The organism is Thioalkalivibrio sp. ALJT (assembly GCF_000381825.1).
Taxonomy (GTDB): domain Bacteria; phylum Pseudomonadota; class Gammaproteobacteria; order Ectothiorhodospirales; family Ectothiorhodospiraceae; genus Thioalkalivibrio.
Genome location: NZ_KB907122.1, coordinates 131,679 through 153,897, shown reverse-complemented (window position 1 = coordinate 153,897; position 22,219 = coordinate 131,679). Strand labels below are relative to the sequence as shown.

At 66.8% G+C, this 22,219-nt stretch carries 16 protein-coding genes; 11 read left to right on the top strand and 5 right to left on the bottom strand.

Going from position 1 to position 22,219, the window contains the following annotated elements; genetic code table 11:
- Nucleotides 1–111: 111 nt before the first annotated feature.
- From G332_RS0102980 to G332_RS0102950, 7 genes are all read left to right on the top strand, one after another.
- On the top strand, nt 112–4,032 hold the full coding sequence (locus G332_RS0102980) for a YhdP family protein (protein WP_019625514.1): 3,921 nt from the start codon (nt 112–114) through the stop codon (nt 4,030–4,032).
- 64 nt (nt 4,033–4,096) lie between these two features.
- The gene (locus G332_RS0102975; RefSeq protein ID WP_019625513.1) at nt 4,097–4,927 is read left to right on the top strand and encodes a carbon-nitrogen hydrolase family protein; all 831 of its coding nucleotides are present in this window, start codon (nt 4,097–4,099) and stop codon (nt 4,925–4,927) included.
- Nucleotides 4,928–5,069: 142 nt separating this feature from the next.
- Nucleotides 5,070–6,512: a metalloprotease TldD gene (gene tldD, locus G332_RS0102970; protein WP_019625512.1), complete on the top strand. Its 1,443-nt coding sequence runs from the start codon at nt 5,070–5,072 to the stop codon at nt 6,510–6,512.
- 52 nt (nt 6,513–6,564) lie between these two features.
- Nucleotides 6,565–6,828 carry a hypothetical protein gene (locus G332_RS0102965; RefSeq protein ID WP_019625511.1) on the top strand — a complete coding sequence of 88 codons (264 nt, stop codon included), beginning with the start codon at nt 6,565–6,567 and terminating at the stop codon, nt 6,826–6,828.
- A 336-nt stretch (nt 6,829–7,164) separates the two neighbouring features.
- The gene (gene pmbA / locus G332_RS0102960; RefSeq protein WP_026340546.1) at nt 7,165–8,553 is read left to right on the top strand and encodes a metalloprotease PmbA; all 1,389 of its coding nucleotides are present in this window, start codon (nt 7,165–7,167) and stop codon (nt 8,551–8,553) included.
- Between the two features lie 337 nt (nt 8,554–8,890).
- Nucleotides 8,891–12,412, top strand: coding sequence for an EAL domain-containing protein (locus tag G332_RS12625; protein WP_196800041.1), 3,522 nt, complete (start codon nt 8,891–8,893; stop codon nt 12,410–12,412).
- Nucleotides 12,413–12,853: 441 nt separating this feature from the next.
- The gene (locus G332_RS0102950; protein WP_018140642.1) at nt 12,854–13,057 is read left to right on the top strand and encodes a cold-shock protein; all 204 of its coding nucleotides are present in this window, start codon (nt 12,854–12,856) and stop codon (nt 13,055–13,057) included.
- Between the two features lie 158 nt (nt 13,058–13,215).
- On the opposite strand, the gene G332_RS0102945 is transcribed toward G332_RS0102950, so the two are convergent.
- The 5 genes from G332_RS0102945 to purM form a co-directional block, all read right to left on the bottom strand.
- The gene (locus G332_RS0102945) at nt 13,216–14,184 is read right to left on the bottom strand and encodes a hypothetical protein (RefSeq protein WP_038059493.1); all 969 of its coding nucleotides are present in this window, start codon (nt 14,182–14,184) and stop codon (nt 13,216–13,218) included.
- Nucleotides 14,185–14,495: 311 nt separating this feature from the next.
- Nucleotides 14,496–15,902 (bottom strand): NAD(P)/FAD-dependent oxidoreductase, encoded by a 1,407-nt coding sequence (locus tag G332_RS0102940; protein WP_019625507.1) that lies wholly within the window; start codon nt 15,900–15,902, stop codon nt 14,496–14,498.
- A gap of 6 nt (nt 15,903–15,908) precedes the next feature.
- Nucleotides 15,909–16,673, bottom strand: coding sequence for a DUF3108 domain-containing protein (locus tag G332_RS0102935; protein WP_019625506.1), 765 nt, complete (start codon nt 16,671–16,673; stop codon nt 15,909–15,911).
- A gap of 19 nt (nt 16,674–16,692) precedes the next feature.
- Nucleotides 16,693–17,391, bottom strand: coding sequence for a phosphoribosylglycinamide formyltransferase (gene purN, locus G332_RS0102930; protein WP_019625505.1), 699 nt, complete (start codon nt 17,389–17,391; stop codon nt 16,693–16,695).
- Nucleotides 17,388–18,446, bottom strand: coding sequence for a phosphoribosylformylglycinamidine cyclo-ligase (gene purM / locus G332_RS0102925; RefSeq protein ID WP_019625504.1), 1,059 nt, complete (start codon nt 18,444–18,446; stop codon nt 17,388–17,390). The genes purN and purM overlap by 4 nt, the downstream gene beginning before the upstream one ends.
- A gap of 171 nt (nt 18,447–18,617) precedes the next feature.
- Between purM and G332_RS0102920 the strand changes: the two genes are divergently transcribed.
- The 4 genes from G332_RS0102920 to hda are packed head-to-tail and all read left to right on the top strand — an operon-like array spanning nt 18,618 to nt 22,075.
- Nucleotides 18,618–19,649: a DUF2066 domain-containing protein gene (locus tag G332_RS0102920; protein WP_026340544.1), complete on the top strand. Its 1,032-nt coding sequence runs from the start codon at nt 18,618–18,620 to the stop codon at nt 19,647–19,649.
- A 16-nt stretch (nt 19,650–19,665) separates the two neighbouring features.
- Nucleotides 19,666–20,250, top strand: coding sequence for a CDP-alcohol phosphatidyltransferase family protein (locus G332_RS0102915; RefSeq protein WP_019625502.1), 585 nt, complete (start codon nt 19,666–19,668; stop codon nt 20,248–20,250).
- On the top strand, nt 20,247–21,362 hold the full coding sequence (locus G332_RS0102910; protein ID WP_019625501.1) for an AI-2E family transporter: 1,116 nt from the start codon (nt 20,247–20,249) through the stop codon (nt 21,360–21,362). Before G332_RS0102915 ends, G332_RS0102910 begins: the two co-directional genes overlap by 4 nt.
- Nucleotides 21,359–22,075, top strand: a complete 717-nt coding sequence (hda, locus tag G332_RS0102905) for a DnaA regulatory inactivator Hda (RefSeq protein WP_019625500.1) — start codon at nt 21,359–21,361, stop codon at nt 22,073–22,075. The genes G332_RS0102910 and hda overlap by 4 nt, the downstream gene beginning before the upstream one ends.
- Nucleotides 22,076–22,219: the final 144 nt, after the last annotated feature.

The window sequence follows — 22,219 nt, the reverse complement described above, 5'->3', positions numbered from 1 at the left end:
GTCCGTTCTTCGGGGGGAGAGGAGGCGCCAAGTGATTTGCACAGGTGGGCCCGGCGGATATGGGGCCCGCGGCCGGCCGGAATGGCCGGACAATGCCCCGTGGTCAAGCAAATGAGTAGGTCTTCACCGATCCTGCGTGGCCTGGCGTGGATCGGGCTGGGCCTGGTTCTGCTGCTGGTGATCCTGCTGCTGGCGCTGCGGCTTGCCCTGCCGCACTGGGACGGTATCCAGGCGTGGGTGGAAGACAGCGCCAGCGAACAGCTCGGTCACGTGGTCACGACTGCGCGCGTCGAGCTCGGGTGGAGCGGTTGGTCCCCCGCACTGGTGGCGCGCGATGTCGTCATGGACATGGATCCCGGAGAGGCGGTGGTGACGGACTCCCTGGGGGTCTCGCTGAACGTGGGCGCCAGTCTGCGCAGTCTCCACCCGGTGCTGGATGTGCGAGTGCGGGGTCTGGAGCTGCGCCTGGTGCGCGCTGCTGACGATCGGTTTTTCCTCAACGGCCGGGAGCTCGGGACGGACGAGGGGCGCTGGTTGAGCCGGGCGCACTGGCTGGATGTGCAGGCCGAGCACCTGCAGCTCTCCTGGGAGGACCGGGTCGCAGAGCGGGAGTCCGCCCTGCGCCTCGACCGTGCTGCGCTGCGCACCGCTCGTGACGGTTCCCTGCGTCTGCACCTGAGCGGGGTCCCGGATGGCGCGGGCCCCGGGGCGGCGGTTGCACTGGGGGTGGAAGCGCCGGCGGCGGATCTGCGTGCTGCGCGCTTCTTTCTTCAGGCGGCGGAGATCGATCTGGAGGCGGTCCAGCCCTGGCTGGCCTACCTGGGCTGGACTGCACCGGCCGGATCGACCTCGCTGCGGTTGTGGGGGGGGCTTGCTGACGGGCGAGTGGGCTGGCTGCGCGGGGAGCACGACACGACCCTGCGCCTGGATGGTGAACCGGTGGCAACCGCGATCGGTCATCGTTTTGCCTGGCAGGTCACCGATGCTCGCCACCGCTCGTCCTGGAGCGGGACCCACCCGGGCTCGGGCGATCTGCGCCTGGCCTATCGTCTGGAGGGGGACGCGGGGGCGCTCGTCGTGGATGCGGTGGAACTGGCTGCCCGCGATCTGGAGGTCGAGCCCTACGCGCCGCTTTTGACCCTGCTTGAACAGGCGGCCCCGGAGCTTGCCGGGAAGGTAGCCGCACTGCGCCCGCGCGGCCACCTGGAACAGGCCCGCCTGCACGCTCAGCGTGAGGACGCGCGCCTGCTGCCGGTATGGGCCGAGGCCGATGTGCGCGATCTGGAGTGGCAGGCGGTGGGCGCGGCTCCGGGTGTGCGCGGCGCGACGGGATACATGCAATGGCGGCGCGGGGGCGTGGAGCTGTTACTGGATGGTCGCGAGATGCGGCTGGACCTCCCGCAGGTGCTCGCGGGGCCGGTTGACCTGGATCGGGCGCGTGGGCGCCTGCGCGCGGAGCGCGATCCGCAGGGGCACTGGTATCTGGCCGGAGAAGGACTGTACGCGGCCAACGCGCATGCGGCTGCGCGCGGGCGCATGCGGATGTTGCTGGACGAGCATGCCGCGGGTCCCCGGGTCGATCTCGCGCTCGACATCCTGCGGGCAGATGCTGCGTATACGGCCCGTTACCTGCCGGCCTCTCATCTCCCTGAAGCCACTGACACCTGGCTGCGCAACAGCATTCAAAGTGGTCGCGTGACCGGGGGTGGGATGGTCTATCGCGGGCGCGGTCGGGACTTTCCGTTCGCGCAGGACGAAGGCGTGTTCGATCTGTGGGCCGAGGTCGAAGATGGCGTCCTGGATTACCAGGCTGACTGGCCGCGCGTGGAGGATCTGAGTGGCCGTTTGCAATTCCGCAATGCAGGCTTCCGGGCGCTGGGCGCGCGCGGGCGCATTCTGGATACAGAGGTCCGGGATGCCGACATCCGGATTGCCGACATGGAGCAGGCGGTGCTGGAGCTGACCGGGAGGTCCGAGGGGGATACGGCGGATTTGCTGACCTATCTGCAACGCGCGGAACTGCTGGAGGAGGCCGCCGAGATCCGCGATCGGGCGCAGGTGGCAGGCCCGGCACGGCTGGACCTTGCCCTGAAACTGCCGTTGCAGGCGGGGCGTATGGATGCGACTCGGGTGAGCGGCGAACTCGACCTGGACGGGGTGCGTTTCCAGGTACCGGGCTGGCCCGCCGAGCTGGAGGCGGTCACCGGCGTGGTCGCGTTCGATACCGCCGAGCGGATCCGGGCGGAGGCAGTCGCGGCCCGGGTGCATGATGAAGCTGTGACTCTGGATGCGGACTGGCCGCTGGACGGCGAGGAGGTACGCCTGCGTGCCCGTGGCGCGCAACCCCTGGAGCCCTGGCTGGAGGTCTTCCCCGAGGTTGCACCCTACCTGAGCGGACGTGCGCACTGGGATGCGCGGTTGCGCCTGGGGCCAAGGGTGGACGGGGTGCGCCTGGACCTGGCATCGGATCTGGAGGGCGTCGCGATCGACGGGCCGGAACCGCTTGGCAAGTCTGCGGACGCTGCCCGTGATCTTGAGCTGACCCTGCCGCTGGGACACTCCGGCCCCGGGGTCGGTCGTTTGCGGCTGGGTGAGGTGTTGCGTGCGCATATGCGCCTGTCGCCGGCTCAGGCCCCGGAGGATCCGGCCGTGCGCGGGGCCGAGCCCCGTGTCGCGGCGCGGGGCCTGGGGTTGCAAGCGCTGGCGCTGGAGATCGGGGCGCCGAAGGCTACGCCGCTGTCGCTGCCGGGTTCCGGAGTGTCGGTGCGTGTACGTCTGCCGCGGGTGGACGTGGAGCCCTGGCGGACGGTACTGGGCGAGCTACCCTGGGACGGCGCGGTGGCCCAGGGCGCGCCCGGTGAAGCGTCTGCATCGGCCACGCACGCGGTGCTGCTGGAACGTGTGGATCTGCACGTGAGCGAACAGATTCGCTGGGGCGGGCGCACCCTGCCGGGGCTGCGCGTTCTCGCTCGCCGCGGCGACCTCGGGTGGGACCTGGAGGTGGTATCCGACTGGCTCGCGGGCGAGGGCCGCTGGCGCCCGGCGGACGGCGACGGCCGCGGGCATCTGGAAGCGGATCTGCGTCACCTGACCCTGGAGGATATCGGCCGGGATAACACCATGGCGGTGGATACAGTGGCCGTGGAGCCAGTCGCAACCGGGACGCTGGAGGACCCGCGTGCCTGGCCGGCGATTGATCTGACCCTCGACAGTCTGGCGCTGGACGATTACCGTTTCGGTGATGTCGTGCTGGGATTGGCGCCACGGGCGAACGGGCTGGTGGTGAGGGACTTCGCGCTGCGGGCGCCGGAAGGCGATCTGCGGGCGGATGCGGTCGGGGCCTGGCAGGTGGACGCCGACGGGCGGCCCGAGGCGCGCCTGGACGTGGAGCTGGCGGGTACCGACTGGGGTTCCGGCATGCGTTCCTCCCGGCTGTCGCGGGCCCTGCTGGGCAGCTCCGGCGAGGGCATGCTGTCCCTGGCCTGGGAGGGGCCACTGTATGGCCCGCGCCTCGCACAGCTGACCGGTTCCATGGAGGTGGTGCTGTCCGACGGACGCCTGGCCGATGTGGAACCGGGAGCCGGGCGCGTGCTGGGCCTGGTCAGTCTGGATGTGTTGCCGCGGCGTCTGCGGCTGGACTTTCGTGATGTGTTCACCGAGGGTCTCAGCTTCAGTGAGCTCACCGCGGATGCGGCGCTGCGAGACGGGAATCTGTACGTGCCCGCGCTGCGCATGGACGGGCCTTCCGCGCGGGTACGTCTGAGCGGACGTACGGGGCTGGTGGTGCGAGATTACGATCACGAGTTCGTTGTGGTGCCCAGTATCCGGACGGCGTTGCCCCTCGTCGGGGCTCTGGTGGGTGGCCCGGTTACCGGTGTTGTAGTCCTGCTCGCGGAACGCATGCTGGGCATTGGAGATCAGATGGAGGAGGCGGCCCGTGTGGAGTATTCGGTGACCGGCTCATGGGATGACCCGCAGGTGCGCATGCTGGTGGAGCCGGCTGCCGAAACCGGGGGAAACGACAACGATTGACGTCGGCATGGGCTGACGTCTCCGGGCCCGGAGCGGGTCGCGAGCAAACCATGATCGGAGCAACATGAACCAGGTAGCCGCCATACAGATGGCATCCGGACCCCAGCCCCAGGCCAACCTGCTGGAGGCCAAGCGTTTGCTGCAGGAAGCGGCCGACAAGGGCGCATGCCTGGCAGTGTTACCGGAAAACTTCGCCTTTATGGGCATGCAGGAGACCGATGTGCTCGGGATTGCGGAGAAGCCCGATGGTGCCGGTCCGCTGCAGGCCTTCCTTGCCGAACAGGCTCGCCGTCTGGGTTTGTGGATCGTGGGCGGGACCGTCCCGTTGCAGACCGCAGACGGCCAGCGCGCGCGTTCGGCCTGTCTGGTGTTCGATGATCACGGCCAGCAGGTGGCGCGCTACGACAAGATCCACCTGTTTGATGTGCGCCTGCCGGACAGCACCGAGGCCTATACCGAGTCGAGGGTCTTCGAACGCGGCGACGCGGTCGTGGTTGTGGACACCCCGGTGGGGCGCATGGGGCTGGCGATCTGCTACGACCTCCGTTTCCCCGAGCTGTTCCGGGCCCTGCTTGACCGGGGCGCGGAGTGGATGGTCCTGCCCGCGGCCTTTACTGCCCAGACCGGACAGGCACACTGGGACGTGCTGCTGCGGGCGCGCGCGATCGAGAATCAGTGCTACATCCTCGCGGCGGCTCAGGGCGGATTCCATGTCAATGGCCGCGAGACCTATGGCCACAGTTCCCTGGTCGACCCCTGGGGCCGGGTGGTGAGTCAGCTCCAGCGCAACCCCGGGGTGCTGCTGGCGACACTGGACCATGCCCAGGTGGCGCGCATCCGCAGCAGTTTCCCGGCGGTGGATCACCGCCGTCTGCCCTGCCCCGGTACCGTTTGAGCGAGGCATGGGGGTAATCCCGCAACACCCGCACGCTTGAAAGCGGAACGGGTGCCCCAAGCTCCATACTGAAAGTCAATATCGTCGAGTGCCACAGGTGTTCTGTGGTGGCCGGCGATTCCGCGGAACCCGAGAGGACTTCATGATCGACAGCCTTGCACAACAGACCCTGCTGGATCCCGCCGGCCTGGGCGACAGCGAACTCAGCACGCTGATGGGTGCCACGTTCGGGCACGGGATCGACGGCGGCGACTGCTATTTTCAGTTCGCCAGTCAGGAAGGCTGGTCGCTGGAGGACGGCATCGTGAAGTCCGCCAGCTTCAATATCGAGCGTGGGGTCGGAATTCGTGTGGTTCGTGGCGAGCAGACCGGGTTTGCCTATTCCGATGACATTGCGATGCCGGCGATGCTCGAGGCCGCTCGCACTGCGCGCAGTATCGCCGCTGCCGGTCAGAGTGGCCGCATCGCAGTCGCTGCGCGGTCACCCTCGCGTCCGGCGTTGTACGCCCCGGACAACCCGCTGGATTCGCTGGATGAGCAGGCCAAGATCGATCTCCTGAAAGAGGTGGACGCCGTGGCCCGCGCGGCGGACACGCGCGTGACCCAGGTGATGTGTTCGCTGGCCGGGGTGCACGAGGTGGTTCTGGTGCTGAACGCCCGCGGCGAGCTGACGACCGATGTGCGACCTCTGGTGCGTCTGAATGTGCAGGTGATCGTCGAGCAGGGTGGCCGCCGGGAATCCGGCACCTCCGGTGGGGGTGGCCGCTTCGGGTACCGCTACTTCCTGGAGGATGAGCGTGCCGCCGGTTATGCCCGTGAGGCCGTGCGTCAGGCCCTGGTCAACCTGGAGGCGCGCGAGGCCCCGGCGGGCAGCATGAAGGTGGTGCTGGGTCCCGGCTGGCCTGGCGTGCTGCTGCACGAGGCGATCGGTCACGGGCTGGAGGGCGACTTCAACCGCAAGGGCACCTCCGCATTCTCCGGCCGTGTTGGCGAACAGGTAGCGGCGAAGGGCATCACCATCGTCGACGATGGCACCCTGGAGGGACGGCGTGGTTCGCTGAACGTGGATGACGAGGGCAACCCGACCCGGCAGACCGTGCTGATCGAGGACGGCGTCCTGCGCGGCTACATGCAGGACGAGATGAACGCGCGCCTGATGGGCACGCACTCGACCGGTAACGGCCGTCGTGAATCCTATGCCCGGTTGCCGATGCCGCGCATGACCAATACCTACATGCTGGCCGGCGAGGCCGATCCGGAAGAGATCCTGGCCTCGGTGGATGATGGCCTTTATGCGGTCAATTTCGGCGGCGGGCAGGTGGACATCACCTCCGGCAAGTTCGTGTTTTCCGCCTCCGAGGCCTATCGTGTAGAGAAGGGCAGGGTGACGTATCCGGTCAAGGGTGCGACCCTGATCGGCAATGGCCCGGATGTGCTGACCCGGGTTTCGATGATCGGAAACGACATGCGGCTTGATTCCGGGATCGGGACCTGTGGCAAGGAGGGCCAGGGCGTTCCGGTCGGTGTGGGCCAGCCTACGCTGCGGATCGACGGCATGACCGTGGGCGGCACCCAGGCGGCCTGAGGCTTACTGGGCCGGCGAACGGCGTCGACACGACGACAAGGAGGCACAGCAGATGAATCTCGATTTTCTCGAACAGGAACGTTCCCTGCCGGAAGGGCATGGCCACGACCAGATCGTGCAGTGGCATGTTTTCCGGGCGCGCGAAAAGGCCGAGCAGTTTGCCCATCACGTCGAGTTGGGCGCGGGCCAGGATCTGGTCGGTGGCTGGACGCGTGACAGCGTCGGCATGCTTTACTGGGTCGGGGTCCATGTCGATGACCTGGAGCGCTGGGGCAACGTTGGCGCGGTTCACAAGCACGGCGCCCGGGTCGACTAGGGGGCCATGAGGGAAGTTCGGTGACGATGGATCACAGCCAGAAGTGCCGGAGCAAGGCGGGCAAGTGCCGGAATAGCGACCCTGTTTCAAACGGGCCCAACGCAGCGCCGGCGCTTCTGGCCAAGCGATCGGTTACCGAACTTTCCGCGTGGCCCGCCAGGGGCCTGTCGGGTCCGGCTTCGTTCTGCGGCGCGTGTGCGGGAGCGGTCCTGCACCTGCTACGGGTTCCCCGACCGTTTGCCATCAAAATGCCGCCCCGGGTCGGACCGTCCGGGGCCTGGCCGTTTTTTGTTGTCCGAACCCATTTCTGACCCGATAGCGAGTAGTGAAACCTGCATGAGTACATCTCCCGAACGCGTGATTCCGCAAGACCCTTCCCGTGATGGCGAGGCCCGGGCCCTGTCGCATTCGCCGGAGTCGCTGCAGGCGCGGGTACAGCGCGCCCTGGAGGCCGCACAGTCCCGCGGTGCCTCGGACGTGCAGGCGGTGGTCAGCCACAGCGTCGGGCTGGAGCTTGGGGTGCGCAAGGGCGAGATCGAGACCCTGGAACACGAACGGGACCAGAGCCTGTCGCTGATCGTCTACTTCGGTCAGTCCAAGGGCGCGGCCTCGACTACGGATTTCAGCGACCAGGCCCTGATCGATACTGTCGAGGCGGCCTGCCGCATTGCCCGCTACACCGAGCCGGACCCCTACGCCGGCATGCCCGACCCGGCCTTCAAGGCGGAGACCTGGGAGGATCTCGATCTCGATCACCCCTGGGCCTGTGATGTTGCCGAGGCGACCGAGCTGGCCTGTGCCATCGAGGCCGCCGGGTTTGCCACGGACGCGCGCATCGAGAATTCCGAAGGGGCCAGTGTCAGCACCCGGCGGGCGATCGCCTTCCTGGGCGACAGTCAGGGGTTCATGGGCGGCTACCGCAGCACCCGGCATTCGCTGTCCTGTGCCCTGGTGGCGCGGGATGAGGCCGGCATGCAGCGTGATTATGCTTACTCCGTCGCGCGTCATGCCGATGACCTGGAGGCCGCCTCCAGTATCGGCCGCGAGGCCGCCGAGCGCACGGTGCGCCGCCTCGGTGGACGCAAGCTGTCCACCCGCAGCTGTCCGGTGCTGTTCGCCCCGGAGATGGCGCGTACTCTGATCGGCAGCTTTACCCGCGCGATCTCGGGACCGGCCCAGTATCGCGAGAGTTCGTTCTTGCTGAATGCTGTCGGCGAGTCGGTGTTCCCCGGCTGGATGCAGATCGAGGAACGCCCGCGGACCCCGCGTGCGCTGGGCAGCGCGCCCTTCGACGGCGAGGGGGTGCGCACGCGCAACCGCGCGCTGATCGCCGATGGTGTGCTGCAGAGTTACACCCTGGACAGCTACGCCGCGCGGCGGCTCGGGCTTAAGACCACGGGCAATGCCGGTGGTGCGCGCAACGTGACCGTGACACCGGGGGACAAGGATTTCGCCGCTCTGCTGGCCGAGATGGGCACCGGCTTCCTGGTGACCGAGCTGATCGGGCAGGGCGTCAATATGGTCACGGGCGATTACTCGCGTGGTGCGGCCGGGTTCTGGGTCGAGCACGGCGAGCTGCAGTATCCGGTGGAGGAAGTCACCATCGCCGGCAATTTGAAGGACATGTTCCAGCGCATGGCGGCGGTGGGTACCGATGTCGATTGCCGCGGCAACATCCACACGGGTTCGATTCTGATCGAGGCGATGACCGTCGCCGGTGACTGATCTGTGCGTGGCGTCGGGCATGAACCGGTTTGCCCGGCACTTCTTTCATGCTTAACTTGGGCTTTGAAACTGCCCGGGGAAACACCGACCCATGGAGACACTCGCATTGGCAGCCCGGCTTTTCCGAGGTAAGGCGTGTCGTATAGCGAGTCGTAGTGCGACCTGCCCCCGTCTCTTGCGAAGCCGTTTGCTTGAGTCGGGGCACGGCATGCAACGCACGCAAAGGCAACGCAGCCGTAAAGGGGTACATTAACCCCGTGTTTCTCTGGGGTCCCAAGTGAAGTTCATCCCGTCCCTCCATTGGCGCGGTCATGCCCGCGGCCGCTACGGCTTTGCGCTGCTGGTGCTGTGTTCTGGCGTCCTGCTCTCGTTGCTGGCGGCGCAGCATGTCAAGCAGGTGCTGGACTCCGAAGTCGCGGATCGCTTTGTCTTCGCGGCCGATCAGGTGACGATCCGGATCGAGGAACGTCTGGATGCCTACGCACTGATGCTGCGTGGGGCCGCCGGTCTGTTCGACGCATCCGAAGAGGTTACGCGTGCGGAGTGGCGAGACTATGTGAGCATGCTGCGAGTGGCCGATGCCCTTGAACGGGTGCAGGGGGTCGGTTTTGCTCCCCTGCTGAGATCCGATGAGCTGGAGACACATATCGCGACGGTTCGGGCCGAGGGCTTTCCGGACTATAACGTTTCTCCGTCGGGGTCACGTGAGGTCCATGCGCCGATCCTCTATATCGAGCCGTTTGATGCTCGCAATCGACGCGCTTTCGGCTACGACATGTTCTCGGACCCGGTACGCCGGGCGGCGATGATTCAGGCCCGGGACACCGGACGGGCAGCGCTCAGTGGGCGCGTCCAGCTGGTGCAGGAGACCGCAGTGGACGTGCAGGCCGGCACGCTGATGTATGTACCCGTTTATCAGGTGGGCCTGCCGACGGATACGCCGGAGCAGCGTGCGCAAGCCCTCAAGGGCTGGACCTACTCGCCCTACCGCATGACCGACCTGATGACCGGCATCCTGGGCGACCGGGATCTGCTGGAGGGCGGGACCCTTGGGCTGCAGATCTATGACGGCCCCGAGGTGGATGCGGACCGGTTGCTGTACGGCAACCGCGAGATCGATCCGGAGGCCCCCAGCCGCTTCGCTCAGGCGCGCGAGATCGACTTCAATGGCCGTGTCTGGTTACTGCATTTCGACCACCGGGACCCAAACGCGGCGGTGGCCTACGCCAGTGCCTGGGGTACGCTGGGGGCCGGGCTGGCGCTGAGCGTACTGCTGTTCGGGCTGATCCTGACGCTCTCCGGCACGCGGGCGCGGGCCGAGGCGATCGCCGAGAGCCTGACGGAAGAACTGCGCTGGCGGGAAGAACAATTGCGCGAGAGCGAGTTCCGCTGGCGCTTTGCGCTGGAGGGCTCCCGCAGCGGACTGTATGACTGGTTCATCCCGCGCGACGAGCTCTATTTCTCCCCTCGCTGTCGCGAGATCATGGGCGGAGAAACGGCCGAACTCGGCCTTTCCATGGGGGCATGGGAGCAGTTTATCCACCCGGATGACCGTGTCGCCGTGCAGGAGGCCCTGCGAGCTTATCTCGACGGCCAGCGCGGCTACTACGCTCGGGAATATCGGGTGCGGCATGCGGACGGTCACTGGATCTGGATCGAGGATCGTGGCCTGATCGTCAGCCGGGGCGCCGACGGGCGCCCGTTGCGCATGATCGGCACCGCCACGGATATTACCGACCGCAAGAATGACGAGCTGGCGTTGCGCGAGGCCCATGCCGAGTCGCAGCGCTTCCGTGACGCGCTGGATTATGTCTCGTCCTTTATCTACATGAAGGACCGGGAGGGGCGCTACACGTTTGCCAACAGCGCTTGCCTGGGGCTTTTTGGCGTGACGGCCGAGGACCTGCCCGGAAGCACGGATAGCCGCTTTTTCCCGACCGAGACGGTGCGGCGCTTGCAGAAGATTGACCAGCGCGTGCTGGCCGGCGAGCAGACCACCGAAGAGATCGAGGTGGTCGAACCGGGTGGCCGCCGCCGGGTCTACCTAGAGAACAAGACGCCGATTCGGGATGACCACGATCGCGAACGCATCATTGGCCTGCTGGGTATCTCGACCGACATTACGATGTTGAAGGAGCACGAGCGGCAGCTGGAGCGGATTGCGCACTATGATGCCTTGACCGGCCTCCCCAATCGCTCCTTGCTGGCGGACCGTCTGCAGCAGGCCATGGCGCGCGCGCGGCGCCATGACGCGCGCCTGGCGGTGGTTTACCTGGATCTGGACGGATTCAAGCAGATCAACGACCGCTACGGGCATGCGGCAGGGGACCGGATGCTGGTGGAGGTTGCGGCCCGTATGAAGGCGGTCATGCGCTCGGAAGACACCCTGTCGCGCATGGGTGGGGACGAATTCGTCGCCGTGCTGGTCGATGTCGACAATCTGTACGGTTGCGAGGCCATTTTGAAACGGATGCTGAAGGCCGCCGCCGAACCTGTATTCCAGGAGGGTGCGCGGCTCCAGGTGTCCGCCAGCCTGGGGGTGACCTTTTATCCCGAGGACAATGCCGACATGGACGCGGACCAGCTGCTGCGCCACGCCGACCAGGCGATGTACCAGGCCAAGCTGTCGGGCAAGGGGCGTTTCCATGTGTTTGATGCCGAGCATGACCGCACAGCGCGCACGCACCACGAGACGCTGGCCGATATTCGCCGTGCGTTGGCGGAGGAAGAATTCGTCCTGTTCTACCAGCCCAAGGTGAACATGCGCAGCGGGGAGGTGATCGGGGTCGAGGCCCTGATCCGCTGGCAGCATCCGGAGCACGGATTGCTGCCACCCAGCCGCTTCCTGCCTGCGATCGAAGATCACCTGCTTGCGGTCGAGCTGGGCGAATGGGTGATCGACCGGGCCTTGCAGCAGGTGCGTGCCTGGGCGGCATCGGGCCTGGATCTGGCTGTCAGTGTCAATGTCGCCGCGTTCCAGCTGCGTCAGGCGGACTTCGTCGATCGTCTGCGGTTGCTGCTGGGGCGGTACCCCGATATCGCCCCGGCCTCTCTGGAGCTGGAGGTCCTGGAGACCAGTGCCCTGGGTGACATGCTGGAGGTGACGCGGCATCTCGAGGGTTGTCGGGCGCTCGGCGTGCAGGTCTCGCTGGACGATTTCGGCACGGGCTATGCGTCGCTGACCTATCTCAAGCAGTTGCCGGCCGATACGGTGAAGGTCGATCAGACCTTTGTGCGCGATATTCTGGAAGACCCCGAGGACCTGGCGATCCTGGACGGGATCCTGAGCCTGGCCGAGGCGTTCGGGCGCCGCCTGATTGCCGAGGGCGTGGAAACAATCGAACTCGGTGACATGTTGTTGCTGATTGGCTGCGAGCTGGCTCAAGGCTACGGTATTGCGCGCCCAATGCCGGCGGAACAGGTGCCCGAATGGATCGCGACCTGGCGCCCGCCCCGGCACTGGGCAAGGATGTCGCGTATCGGGCGCGAGACGATACCGTTGATGCGCGCCGGGGTATCCCACCGAGCCTGGGTGGGATTGCTGGAGGATTATCTTCGCGGACAGGCCCGGAGGGTGCCATCGATTGAGGCGGACCGCCAAGGGTTCGAACGGGGGTTGGAGCGTGCCGGAGAGACGTTGCAGGGTGCGGGGTCCGCCCTGCTGCGGCGCCAGCGCGAGGTGCATGAGCTGGCCGAGGAGTTGCTCGAGCTGCATGCACAGGGGTGCCGCGAGCAGGCGCTGGCCCGAGTGTCAGAATTGCATGCGCTACGCGACCGCCTGCTGGCGGCTCTCTCGCGGAACCTGCACCGGGCGGGCGGTGGGTCGGAAGAGGCCTCCGCCAGTGCTGACGGATCCTGAGGGCAACGGCGCACGAGTTCATTGCCGGTGCTGGCCGTGCTGTGGATGCCTGGACGTGGCGATGCGGCGGTCGACGTCAAGGCTCCAATGGGGCTGTCGGGTCGCTTGCAGCCGGGCAGGCGGGTGCTCACTCGCGCCTCGCGTCAATTATATGCGTACGCAAGTGACGGATAAAAAAGCCATTGTTCCGGTACAGTGCGGAAAAAACGAAAAAACACTATCAATGCACAGCGGTTTGGGAGGACAATGACCGCGAGGTAACGGTAACAGGCTCCATGTTGCACCAGGCGACACCCCGGAAGGGGCGTTCAGATTCGCAGTTCCGGTCCCGTTTACGGGCCCGCAGGAATCACGATCAAGTTTCATCGTCGTTCGGTTGCCCTCCAGTCTCTCCCCCCTCGAAATCCCAATCCAAGTACGTACAAAACAGAGGTAACCGAAATGGCTACAGGTACAGTGAAGTGGTTCTCCGACGAAAAAGGCTTTGGTTTCATTACCCCGACCGATGGCTCCAAGGACGTGTTTGTCCATCACAGCGCCATCCAGGGTAGCGGCTTCAAGTCGCTGGCCGAAGGCCAGAGCGTCTCGTTCGACGTCGAGCAGGGCCAGAAGGGTCCGGCTGCCGCGAACGTCGAAGCGCAGTAAGCAAGACAACCTCGGCGCGCAAGCGCCGGGTTGTTGGAGAGCCCCGCCCTGTGCGGGGCTTTTTTGTGAGGGGTCCGGGCGGGGGCACGCTGCGAACCTGCCCCCGCGCAGCAGATCCGTCCCAAATCCGGCAGGTCCCTGGCCTGTGGTCTCGCGCTTCAGAAGATCATTTCGAGCCCGATGCCCAGGGCCCATGACTCACGCCGGTCGGGGTCGCGGTCGTCGCGGGGCCAGAAATGTCCGATGATGATCTCGCCGATCAGCCAGTCGCGGTAGATGGGCTGGCGATAGATCCCGCGCAGGCCGTATTCGCGTACCTTCACCGGTCGCGCGGTCTCGCCATTGGCCAGGGCCTCCAGCGAGATCTCCCGCTCCGGCCCGAAGCGGTGGAACACCCCCAGCGAGGTGGACCAGGCCGCTCCGCGTGTCCGGGTGCTGACGGTGGCGGAATTGCGCCAGCGCAGCATGCGCTGCGTGCTGAGGGCATGGGTCAGGTCGAGCGCGGTGGTCGCGCCAAGGCCGTCGCCGGAGGCCACGAACAGGGTTTCGCGAAACTCGAGTGCAGTCGTGTCGCCTGGCCAGAAGACCCGACGATAGCGCGCCTGAGCATAGGGCTTGTACCCGCCGCGGATGCCCAGGCGAAAGTCGATGTGTTCGCGCAGGTGGTAGCCAAGCCCGCCGAAGTAGGCCTGATCCTCGGCACGATCCTGCGGCAGCAGGAGCTGCGCCCGCGAAAAGGCCTCTGGCTGGTCCTGTACCAGCTCGTCTTCAGTGCCACGGCCAACGAACAGATAGGCCTGTTCGTTGACGTTGGGCATGGTCACGTCCAGGCGGAACCGTGTGGAGGCCTGGAACCCGGAGTCCTCGCGATGGAGCCCGCCGATCTGGATACGACCACCGGCCTGGCCGCCGCTGTCGTCAAATGGCTTGTCGCCAAACCAGCCATCCACGTTGCGAACCAGCCAGTAGGTCAGGCTGCGGGCGCCTTCGCGCGGCTGCTGCAGCCATTGCGCATCGGCTTCGGCTTCGGCGGTATCGCTCTGCTCGCTGGCGTTTGCCGCTGTCGCGGCCAGGACCAGCAGCCCGGCGAGGATGGGCCCACGACGCACCCGGCTAAGGCAAAACATGGTTCATGTCTACACTCGCGTTGGCAGCTCGGGAGGCGAGTCTGCGTTGCACCCCGAAGCAATCGGACCCATCCAGCGACCGCGGACGGTGATTACGCCCGACGGCGTAGCGCGTCCTGTCCCGGGAAGCCCGAGCTCGGCCCTGCAGCGATAAAAAATGCGTCGCCCCGCGATCGGCAGCATGCCACAGGATCACACGCGCCGGGTGGCCGAAGGTCTGCAATCGCGGGATCGGGGCCGTGCGTGGGCGCGCCCGCGCGGGGCACCGGGCGCCGCGATCAGGCAGGCGCCAGGGGCTATAACGGGGCAGGTCAGAGGCCGAAGATCTCCGATTTGAGGTTCCATTTGGAGGCGAGTGTCTCGGTGGCGTTGAGGAATTCCTCGGCACGGGCCGGATGGTTCCATTGGCCCCTGGCGATCCAGGCCAGCGCAGTCTCGCGATCGGGCGCGAGCGACAGCAAATGGATCAGCTCGCCGGCATCGCTGCCGATGACCTCGCCGCCCAGCAGGGCGCCGGTGTCCATGTCGCCAATCAGGCGCACGAAGCCCTCCGGCTCGTCCTGACCCAGGGCGCGCGGGGAGGTCTCGAAGGCGGCGAAGCCGACCGCCGGTTCCAGTTCCTCATCTTCGGCGTCGTCCTCGTCCATGCCGAGGCGGGCCATCTCGACGGCGGAGTAGATCGCGATCGGCACGAAGCGCTCGTCCTGCTCGCGGGTGTTGTCGTTCTGGATGTTCTCCACCGCGATGGTGGCGTCCGCCAGGGCGTGGTTGGCGGTCTGCCATTCGCTCGCGACATCGCCGATGGCGTAGATGTTGTCGACATCGGTCTGCAGCGTGGCCCGGCGTTTCACGAAGCCGCGGGCATCGGTTTTGACCCCGATGGCGTCGAGGTTCAGGTCCTCGGTATGCGGGGTGCGCCCGGTGCCGAGCAGGACCCAGTCGACCTCGAAGGTGTTGCCGTCGCTGTCGGTGATGGTGACGCCGTCGTCCGAGGTTTCGACGCTTTCGTAGCCCTTGACCCGCACCGGCTCGATGCCGTCTGCGGTCAGCTGTTCCTTCAGCGTGCCCAGCGCCTGCGGGCTGAATTTCTGGGTGGAAAGCGGCTTCGACCGCGACAGCCAGGTTACCTTCTTCCCGAGGTGGTGGAAGATCCAGGCGAACTCGGTGGCGACCACGCCGGAGCCGATGATCGCGACGCGAGCGCCCGCGGGGGGGCGTTCGTCGAACAGCATATCGGTGGTCAGTACGCGTCCGGGCGCGGCCGCGAACGGGGCCGGTACGGTGGCGGTGGCCCCGGTGGCGATGATGGTGTGGCGGGCCCGGACGGTCTCGTTGCCGTCCGCCGTCGCGATCTCCAGGGTCTCGGCGTCGACGAAACGGGCAGCGCCATGACGGTACTGGATCTTCAGGTGCTTCATGTAACCCAGGTAGGAGTCGCGTACCGTGGTTACAACCTCCTTCTGGTGGTCCCAGGCGCGGTCCATGTCGGCCGTGAGGCGGCCGCTAATGCCGCGGCCTTCGAAATGGCGCTGGGCGGCGACCGTGCGTGCCGTGTGGTACCAGTCCTTTTTCGGCACGCAGCCACGGTTGAGGCAGCAGCCACCCCAGTCGCCTTTTTCGATGATGACAACGTTGAGTCCGCGCAGGGCGCCCAGAACGGCGGCACGATAGCCCCCGGGGCCACTGCCGATGATGGCCAGGTCAAAGGTTTCGTTCATGGATGGTTACTCGTCGGTCAGATCAATGATCGGGTCGTGCCACTCCAGCTGCGTGAGATTCAGCTCGAACACTCGGCCGTCGGCCTCGTAGTCAAAGCGCACCGGGACATGGTGCAGCTCGGGTGCGAACCAGGCGGACAGGGCGACATCGCTGTCGTCGGTACGGCGGTCGATGCGAACGGTTTCCAGGCGTCCGATCGGGGAGTCCATGGTCTCGCGCTCGCCATATTCGAAGCGATATTCGCGCAGGCGGTCGCGCTCCAGGACCTGGACGGTCGAGCGATTGTCTGCGCGGGTCAGCTCGCTGCGCTCCAGCCGTTGCATGATCAGGTACAGCGAGCCGAGAAAGTCCAGGGTCTGGTCCGGCACTTCGAGCTGGAAGTGTTCGTTGTCGATGGTGCCGATGGCCAGGCCGCGGTCCCGGTCGAGGCGCGTCTCGACCTTGCGTTCGCGGCGTGGCGTGATCTGCTGGCTGCGCGAGCGTGCCAGCTGCAGCTCGCCGTTCTGGCGGTTCATCAACGCTTCGCGGCTCAGCTCGAACCGGCCCAGCAGGCGCAGGAAGCCGGACACGTGGGCATCCATGGCCATGCGGGTCTGTACGTCCTCGTGGTTCAGTGTAATGCGCGCCTTGAGCGTGTTGCCCAGGGCCGTGGCCTCGTAGCTGGCGGTATAGGGCGGGATAGAGTGCGTGTTGTTCTCCGCAGCGCTGGCCGGCAGGGCGACCAGCGCCAGCAGGAACCCGAGTACGGTGCCAAACCGCAGCAGGGGCATTGCCCTGGAAAGCGGAACCTCAGGAAGCTGGAAGATCATCAAAGTCCTCGTCGAGTTGCAGTGGCGCCGGCAGTGGCGTGCCGTCGGCCTGCAGGATTCGCCCGGCCCACTGAATTTCCCCTGAACACAGTCGGCGCACGACCTCCGGATACAGATGGTGCTCGGCGCGCTGGACGCGAGCGGCGAGGGTATCCGGCGTGTCATCCGGTGCGACTGGCACACGGGCCTGCATGATCACCGGGCCGCCGTCGAGTTCCGGGGTTACGAAATGCACGCTGGCCCCGTGCACGCGCTCGCCATTGGCCAGGGCGCGGGCGTGGGTGTGCAGGCCTCGATACTTCGGCAACAGGGAGGGGTGAATGTTCAACAGCCGCCCCGTAAAGCGGTCCACAAACGCAGGCGTCAGGATGCGCATGAACCCGGCCAGGATGACCAGATCGGGGGCGTAGTCTTCGATGACGCGAGCGAGATCGGTGTCGAAGGCCTCGCGAGAAGGGTATGTGCGGTGATCGAGTACCTGGCTGGGGATGCCGTGGCGTGTGGCGAATTCCAGTCCGCCGGCATCCGGCCGGTTGCTGATGACGCCGACGATCGTGGCCGGTAGCCGGCCCTGCTCGCAGGCCTCGATCAGCGCGCCCAGGTTGCTGCCGCGCCCGGAGATCAGGACCACCAGGCGCTGCGGAATGGCCGCAGCGGGTTGCCTGGCAGTTTCCGTCATGCCGCGCGGTAGGTGACGCCAGGCTGGTACGCGTCGCGTTCCTGGATCATGCCGATGGGCCAGCTGCGGATGCCGGCACGGGCCAGCTCCGTACGGGCGGCCTCGACCCGGTCCTCTGGGAGGATCACGGTCATGCCGATGCCACAGTTGAAGGTGCGCAGCATCTCGTCGTCGGCGATGTCACCGGTTTGCTGCAGCCAGTCGAATACGGGCGGCCTGGACCAGCTGTCCGGGTCGATGCGTGCGCCCAGGTGTTCGGGCAGCACGCGCGGAAGGTTCTCGGTCAGGCCGCCGCCGGTGATATGGGCCATTGCATGCACCGGGAAGTGCTGCAGCAGCTCCAGCAGCGGACGCACGTAGATGCGCGTGGGGGCCATCAGGGCATCCCCGAGGCTCATGCCATCGCCGCCGGGCAGGGGGCTGGCCAGGGAGGCGCCGGAGTGCTCCAGTACCCGCCGGATCAGGGAATAGCCGTTGGAGTGCGGGCCCGAAGCCTCCAGACCCAGCACCACGTCACCTGCGGCGACCAGGCGGCCGTCGATCAGGGCCTCCTTCTCGGCGATGCCGACCGCGAAACCGGCGACATCGTAGTCCTCGCCGTGGTACATGCCGGGCATCTCTGCGGTCTCGCCGCCGATCAGGGCGCAGCCGGCCTGCTCGCATCCTTCCGCGATGCCAGTGACCACATCCGCGGCGATGTCCACGTCCAGATGGCCGGTGGCGTAGTAGTCGAGAAAAAACAGCGGCTCGGCGCCCTGGACGACGATGTCGTTGACGCACATCGCGACCAGGTCGATGCCGATGCTGTCATGGCGATCGGTCTGCTGCGCCAGCCGCAGTTTGGTACCGACCCCGTCCGTGCCGGAAACCAGCACCGGCTGCTGGTAACGGTCCATTGGTAGCTCGAACAGGGCGCCGAAACCGCCCAGGCCGGCCATCACGCCGGGGCGTCGGGTGCGCGCCGCCTGCGGCCTGATGCGTTCAACCAGCTCGGCGCCGGCCTCGATGTCGACACCGGCCTCGCGGTAGGTCAGGCCTGAACGGGATTCGGACATGGGTTCCCCGGGATTCAACCAGCACGGGAGTGCCGCCACGGTGGCGGCCTCGAAGAACCCGGCATGGTAGCGAGCCGGCTGCGGGCGTGCAAAGAAAGGTGCGTTGTGTACGGCCAGCCTCTGCCATGGCTGTGGTATTTTGGGACGCTTGTCGAACAACCGATCATGACCATGTCCCTGCACCTGCGCACCCGTTATCCCGTGGCCGTCCTGCTCGGTCTTGCCCTTCTGCTGCTGGCGCCGCAGGCGGTGGCCCAGGATACGCTGGTGACGAAAGTCGCGGCCGAGGATGAGGCGGCGGCGCTCGAACAGGGCCTGGAACAGGCACTGGTGCGCCTTGCCGGGCTGCGCTCGGAGCCCGTTCTGGATCGTGTCGATGCGCTTATGGCCGAGCGTGACGATGACGGCTGGATTGCGGCGCTGCAGCGGCTGCGCGAGGTCGAGGAGGGCGTCTACCGCCTTGAGTTCGACTCCTTCCGTCTGCGTACGGTACTGCGTGACGCCGGCGTACCGGCCGTGCTGGGGGAACGCCCCGGACTCCTGGTCTGGGCGGTGCTCGACCGTGATGGTCAGCGCGAGCTGCTGGGTGATGCGGTGGAGGGGCGCGGTGTGCTGTCCGCGCTGGAGGCGCTGGCCGCGGAGCGCGACACGCCGCTGCTGTTTCCGCTGGGGGATCTCCAGGACCGCCGTGCGGTTCAGCCCTCGGATATCGTCGGCGGGGTCACCGAGCCGTTGCTGGAAGCGGCACGCCGGTATCAGGCCGATGGCGTGATCCTGCTGCATGTGCGCGAGACCGTGAGCGGGGCCGAGGCGCGGTCCGTCGCCGTGCACGATGGCCGCGATTTTCGGAGTTCGGCCTCGGCGGCCGATGCCGGCGCGGCCGCGCGCGCGGCAGTGGCACAGGGGCTGGACCAGGTGGCCGGGCGCCTGGCGCGAGTGGCGGCCGAGCCGGAGTGGGTACGCCTGGGTTTCGTCGGCGTGCCGGATTACGCCGCGTTCCAGCGTCTGCGGACGGAGCTGGTGCGCCTGCAGGCGGTAGAGGCGGCGCGCCTGGATTCGCTGATGGCCGATCGTGTGATACTGCAGGTGCGCACGGGGCTGGAGACCGATGACCTGGCGGACCTGTTGCGCGGGTCCGGTTTCGGCCGGACCGACCCCCCGGATGACCTTGACGCGGCCGCTGTCTGGCTGGGTCGCAGCTGACGCCCCCTGTGTCCGGATGATCCCGCGCCACCAGATCCCCAATGCCGTCACCATCGCGCGGATCGTGCTGATCCTGCCGATCGTATGGCTTCTGGTGCTGGAGCACTACCTGCTGGCGGTCGTGCTGCTGGCGCTGGCCGGATTGAGTGATGCCCTGGATGGCTGGCTGGTCCGCCGCTATGGCTGGCATACCCGGCTTGGGGCCTGGCTGGACCCGGCTGCGGACAAGCTGCTGATGCTGGGTATCTACGTGGCAGTGACGTGGTCGGGGCTGCTCCCGCTCTGGTTGTTGCTCCTGGTGGTAGGGCGCGATCTGTGGCTGACCGCGGGGTCGGCCCTGTACCGGGTGTTCGTTGGGCCGCTGGTGATCCGTCCGCTGTTCATCAGCAAGGTGAATACCTTCTTGCAGATCACATTGGTACTGGTGGTCATCGTGAAGGTCGGCCTGCTGGATCTGGACCCGATCTGGGTGCAGTTGATGGTGGTCGTGGTGGCATTCACGACCCTGGCGAGCGGGCTGGCGTATACCGTGCAGTGGGGTGTGTACGCCCGGCGTCAATTGCGGCATGGCACCACCGCCGCGGAACGGGAGACGCCGTGACAGCGGAAGCTCAGGGGCGGGCAGGGCCCTGGTCGACGGTTACGCTGGCGGCACTGGTCGGGCTCCTCGTCGTGGGCGGTGTGCTGTATCTGCTGGCCCCCATCCTGACGCCGTTCGTGGTCGCCGTCCTGATCGGCTATCTGTTCAACCCGCTGGTCTCGCGCCTCGCCCCGCGTATCCGCGGCTCGCGTACGCTGGCGACCGTGCTGGTCTTCCTGCTGGTGATGCTGGCGCTTGCCGCCGTTGTGCTGCTCCTGATCCCGCTGGCCATTGCCCAGTTCGAGCGTCTTGCGCTGGCGCTGCCGGAGTTGCTGGCATGGTTCGATCAGCAGGTGCGGCCGTTGCTGGAGGATCGGGCCGGGGAGCACCTCCCGGCACTGGATGCGGCCGCGTTGCAGGCCCTGGTGACGGAGCACTGGCGCGAGGCCGGAGGACTGGCAGGGGGGACACTGCAATGGATTGGCAGCTCCACCGGGGCCCTGCTGCTGGGGGTGTTGAACCTGGTGCTGGTCCCGGTGGTGAGCTTTTATCTGCTGCGTGACTGGCCGCGATTCCAGCAGGGGTTGCGGGACCTTCTGCCTCAGGCCTGGCGTCCCGCTGTGCTGGGTCTTGCACAGGAATCGGACGCAACCCTGGCCGCGTTTCTCCGCGGTCAGCTCCTGGTCATGCTGGCGCTGGGTTTCTTTTATGCGGTGGCTCTGACTCTGGTCGGGGTCGAGATGGGGCTGGCAATCGGCCTGATTGCAGGGGTGGTCAGTTTCATTCCCTATGTTGGTGTCATCGTGGGCGTGCTACTGGCCGGGGCGATGGCGTTGTTCCAGGGCGATGGCTGGAGCCTGCTGCTGGTGGTGCTGGCCGTTTTCGCCGTGGCCCAGGTGCTGGAGTCGATGGTGCTGACGCCGTGGCTGGTAGGCGACCGTACCGGTCTGCATCCGGTTGCGGTGATCTTTGCCGTGCTGGCCGGTGGGCAGCTCTTCGGGTTCTTCGGGGTTCTGCTCGCGTTGCCGGTGGCGGCCGTGCTGGCCGTGGGTGTGCGTCATGCACTGGAGCATTACCGGCGTCTGAATGCCGCTGAAACGCCGCTCGCCAGCGGCGGAGGCGAGCGACCATGAGTACCGAACAGCAGCGCCAGCTGCCGCTGGATCTGCGTCTGCGCGATACCTCGCGCTTCGCGGGCTTCTATCCGGGTGGTAACCGTCTGGCTCGGGATGCGGTCGAGGCGCTGGCCGTCGGCAGCGCGATGACTGCGCCACAGATCCTGCTGCATGGTCCGGCGGGCGTGGGGAAGACCCACCTGTTGCAGGCAGCCTGCCACCAGACGTACGAGCGTGGTGAGCCAGTGGCCTACCTGCCGCTGGCCGAGCTGGCCACGGCGCCGCCGCTGGCGGTGCTGGACGGGCTGGAACGCGCGCGCCTGCTGGCGCTGGATGATCTGGATGCCGTGATCGGGAGAGCCGGCTGGGATGAAGCCCTGTTCGGGCTTTTGAACCGGCTGCGCGACAGTGGTTGTCGCGTCCTTCTGGCGGCCCTTGCCGCGCCTGACGGCCTTGCCAGCCCGTTGCCCGACCTGACCTCGCGGCTTGCATGGGGTCCGGTGTTCCGCATGCAGGCACCGGAGGAAGATGATCTCAAGCGCATCCTTGCGCAGCGCGCGGCACTGCGCGGTCTGGAACTGCCGGAGACGGTGGCGGACTATCTGGTGCGCCACTACCGCCGTGACCTGGTCGCTTTGCTGCAGCTGCTGGATCGCCTCGACCTGGCTGCTCTGGCTGAACAGCGACGCCTGACCATCCCCTTTATTCGTGATCAGCTCGCGCGTTTCTGAATTGCACCACGGAGGCGCACGAAGAAGGTCAAAAGCCGTTCACGGGAAGCCTGGAAGGGTGGGCTTGTCGGGAGTTACGGGAGACCCCTCGCGTTTCGGAATGCGCCGCCGTTTCGGGCGCTCCGACCGGGCTGACAGGATGGG

What these genes read in the sequence shown, in the direction of transcription:
- G332_RS0102915 (WP_019625502.1), top strand. Translation starts at nt 19,666, where the DNA reads ATGATCCCGCGCCACCAGATCCCCAATGCCGTCACCATCGCGCGGATC.
- purM (WP_019625504.1), bottom strand. Translation starts at nt 18,446, where the DNA reads ATGTCCGAATCCCGTTCAGGCCTGACCTACCGCGAGGCCGGTGTCGAC.
- purN (WP_019625505.1), bottom strand. Translation starts at nt 17,391, where the DNA reads ATGACGGAAACTGCCAGGCAACCCGCTGCGGCCATTCCGCAGCGCCTG.
- G332_RS0102920 (WP_026340544.1), top strand. Translation starts at nt 18,618, where the DNA reads ATGTCCCTGCACCTGCGCACCCGTTATCCCGTGGCCGTCCTGCTCGGT.
- G332_RS0102945 (WP_038059493.1), bottom strand. Translation starts at nt 14,184, where the DNA reads ATGTTTTGCCTTAGCCGGGTGCGTCGTGGGCCCATCCTCGCCGGGCTG.
- pmbA (WP_026340546.1), top strand. Translation starts at nt 7,165, where the DNA reads ATGAGTACATCTCCCGAACGCGTGATTCCGCAAGACCCTTCCCGTGAT.
- G332_RS0102935 (WP_019625506.1), bottom strand. Translation starts at nt 16,673, where the DNA reads ATGCCCCTGCTGCGGTTTGGCACCGTACTCGGGTTCCTGCTGGCGCTG.
- G332_RS0102965 (WP_019625511.1), top strand. Translation starts at nt 6,565, where the DNA reads ATGAATCTCGATTTTCTCGAACAGGAACGTTCCCTGCCGGAAGGGCAT.
- G332_RS0102950 (WP_018140642.1), top strand. Translation starts at nt 12,854, where the DNA reads ATGGCTACAGGTACAGTGAAGTGGTTCTCCGACGAAAAAGGCTTTGGT.
- tldD (WP_019625512.1), top strand. Translation starts at nt 5,070, where the DNA reads ATGATCGACAGCCTTGCACAACAGACCCTGCTGGATCCCGCCGGCCTG.
- G332_RS0102940 (WP_019625507.1), bottom strand. Translation starts at nt 15,902, where the DNA reads ATGAACGAAACCTTTGACCTGGCCATCATCGGCAGTGGCCCCGGGGGC.
- hda (WP_019625500.1), top strand. Translation starts at nt 21,359, where the DNA reads ATGAGTACCGAACAGCAGCGCCAGCTGCCGCTGGATCTGCGTCTGCGC.
- G332_RS0102975 (WP_019625513.1), top strand. Translation starts at nt 4,097, where the DNA reads ATGAACCAGGTAGCCGCCATACAGATGGCATCCGGACCCCAGCCCCAG.
- G332_RS0102980 (WP_019625514.1), top strand. Translation starts at nt 112, where the DNA reads ATGAGTAGGTCTTCACCGATCCTGCGTGGCCTGGCGTGGATCGGGCTG.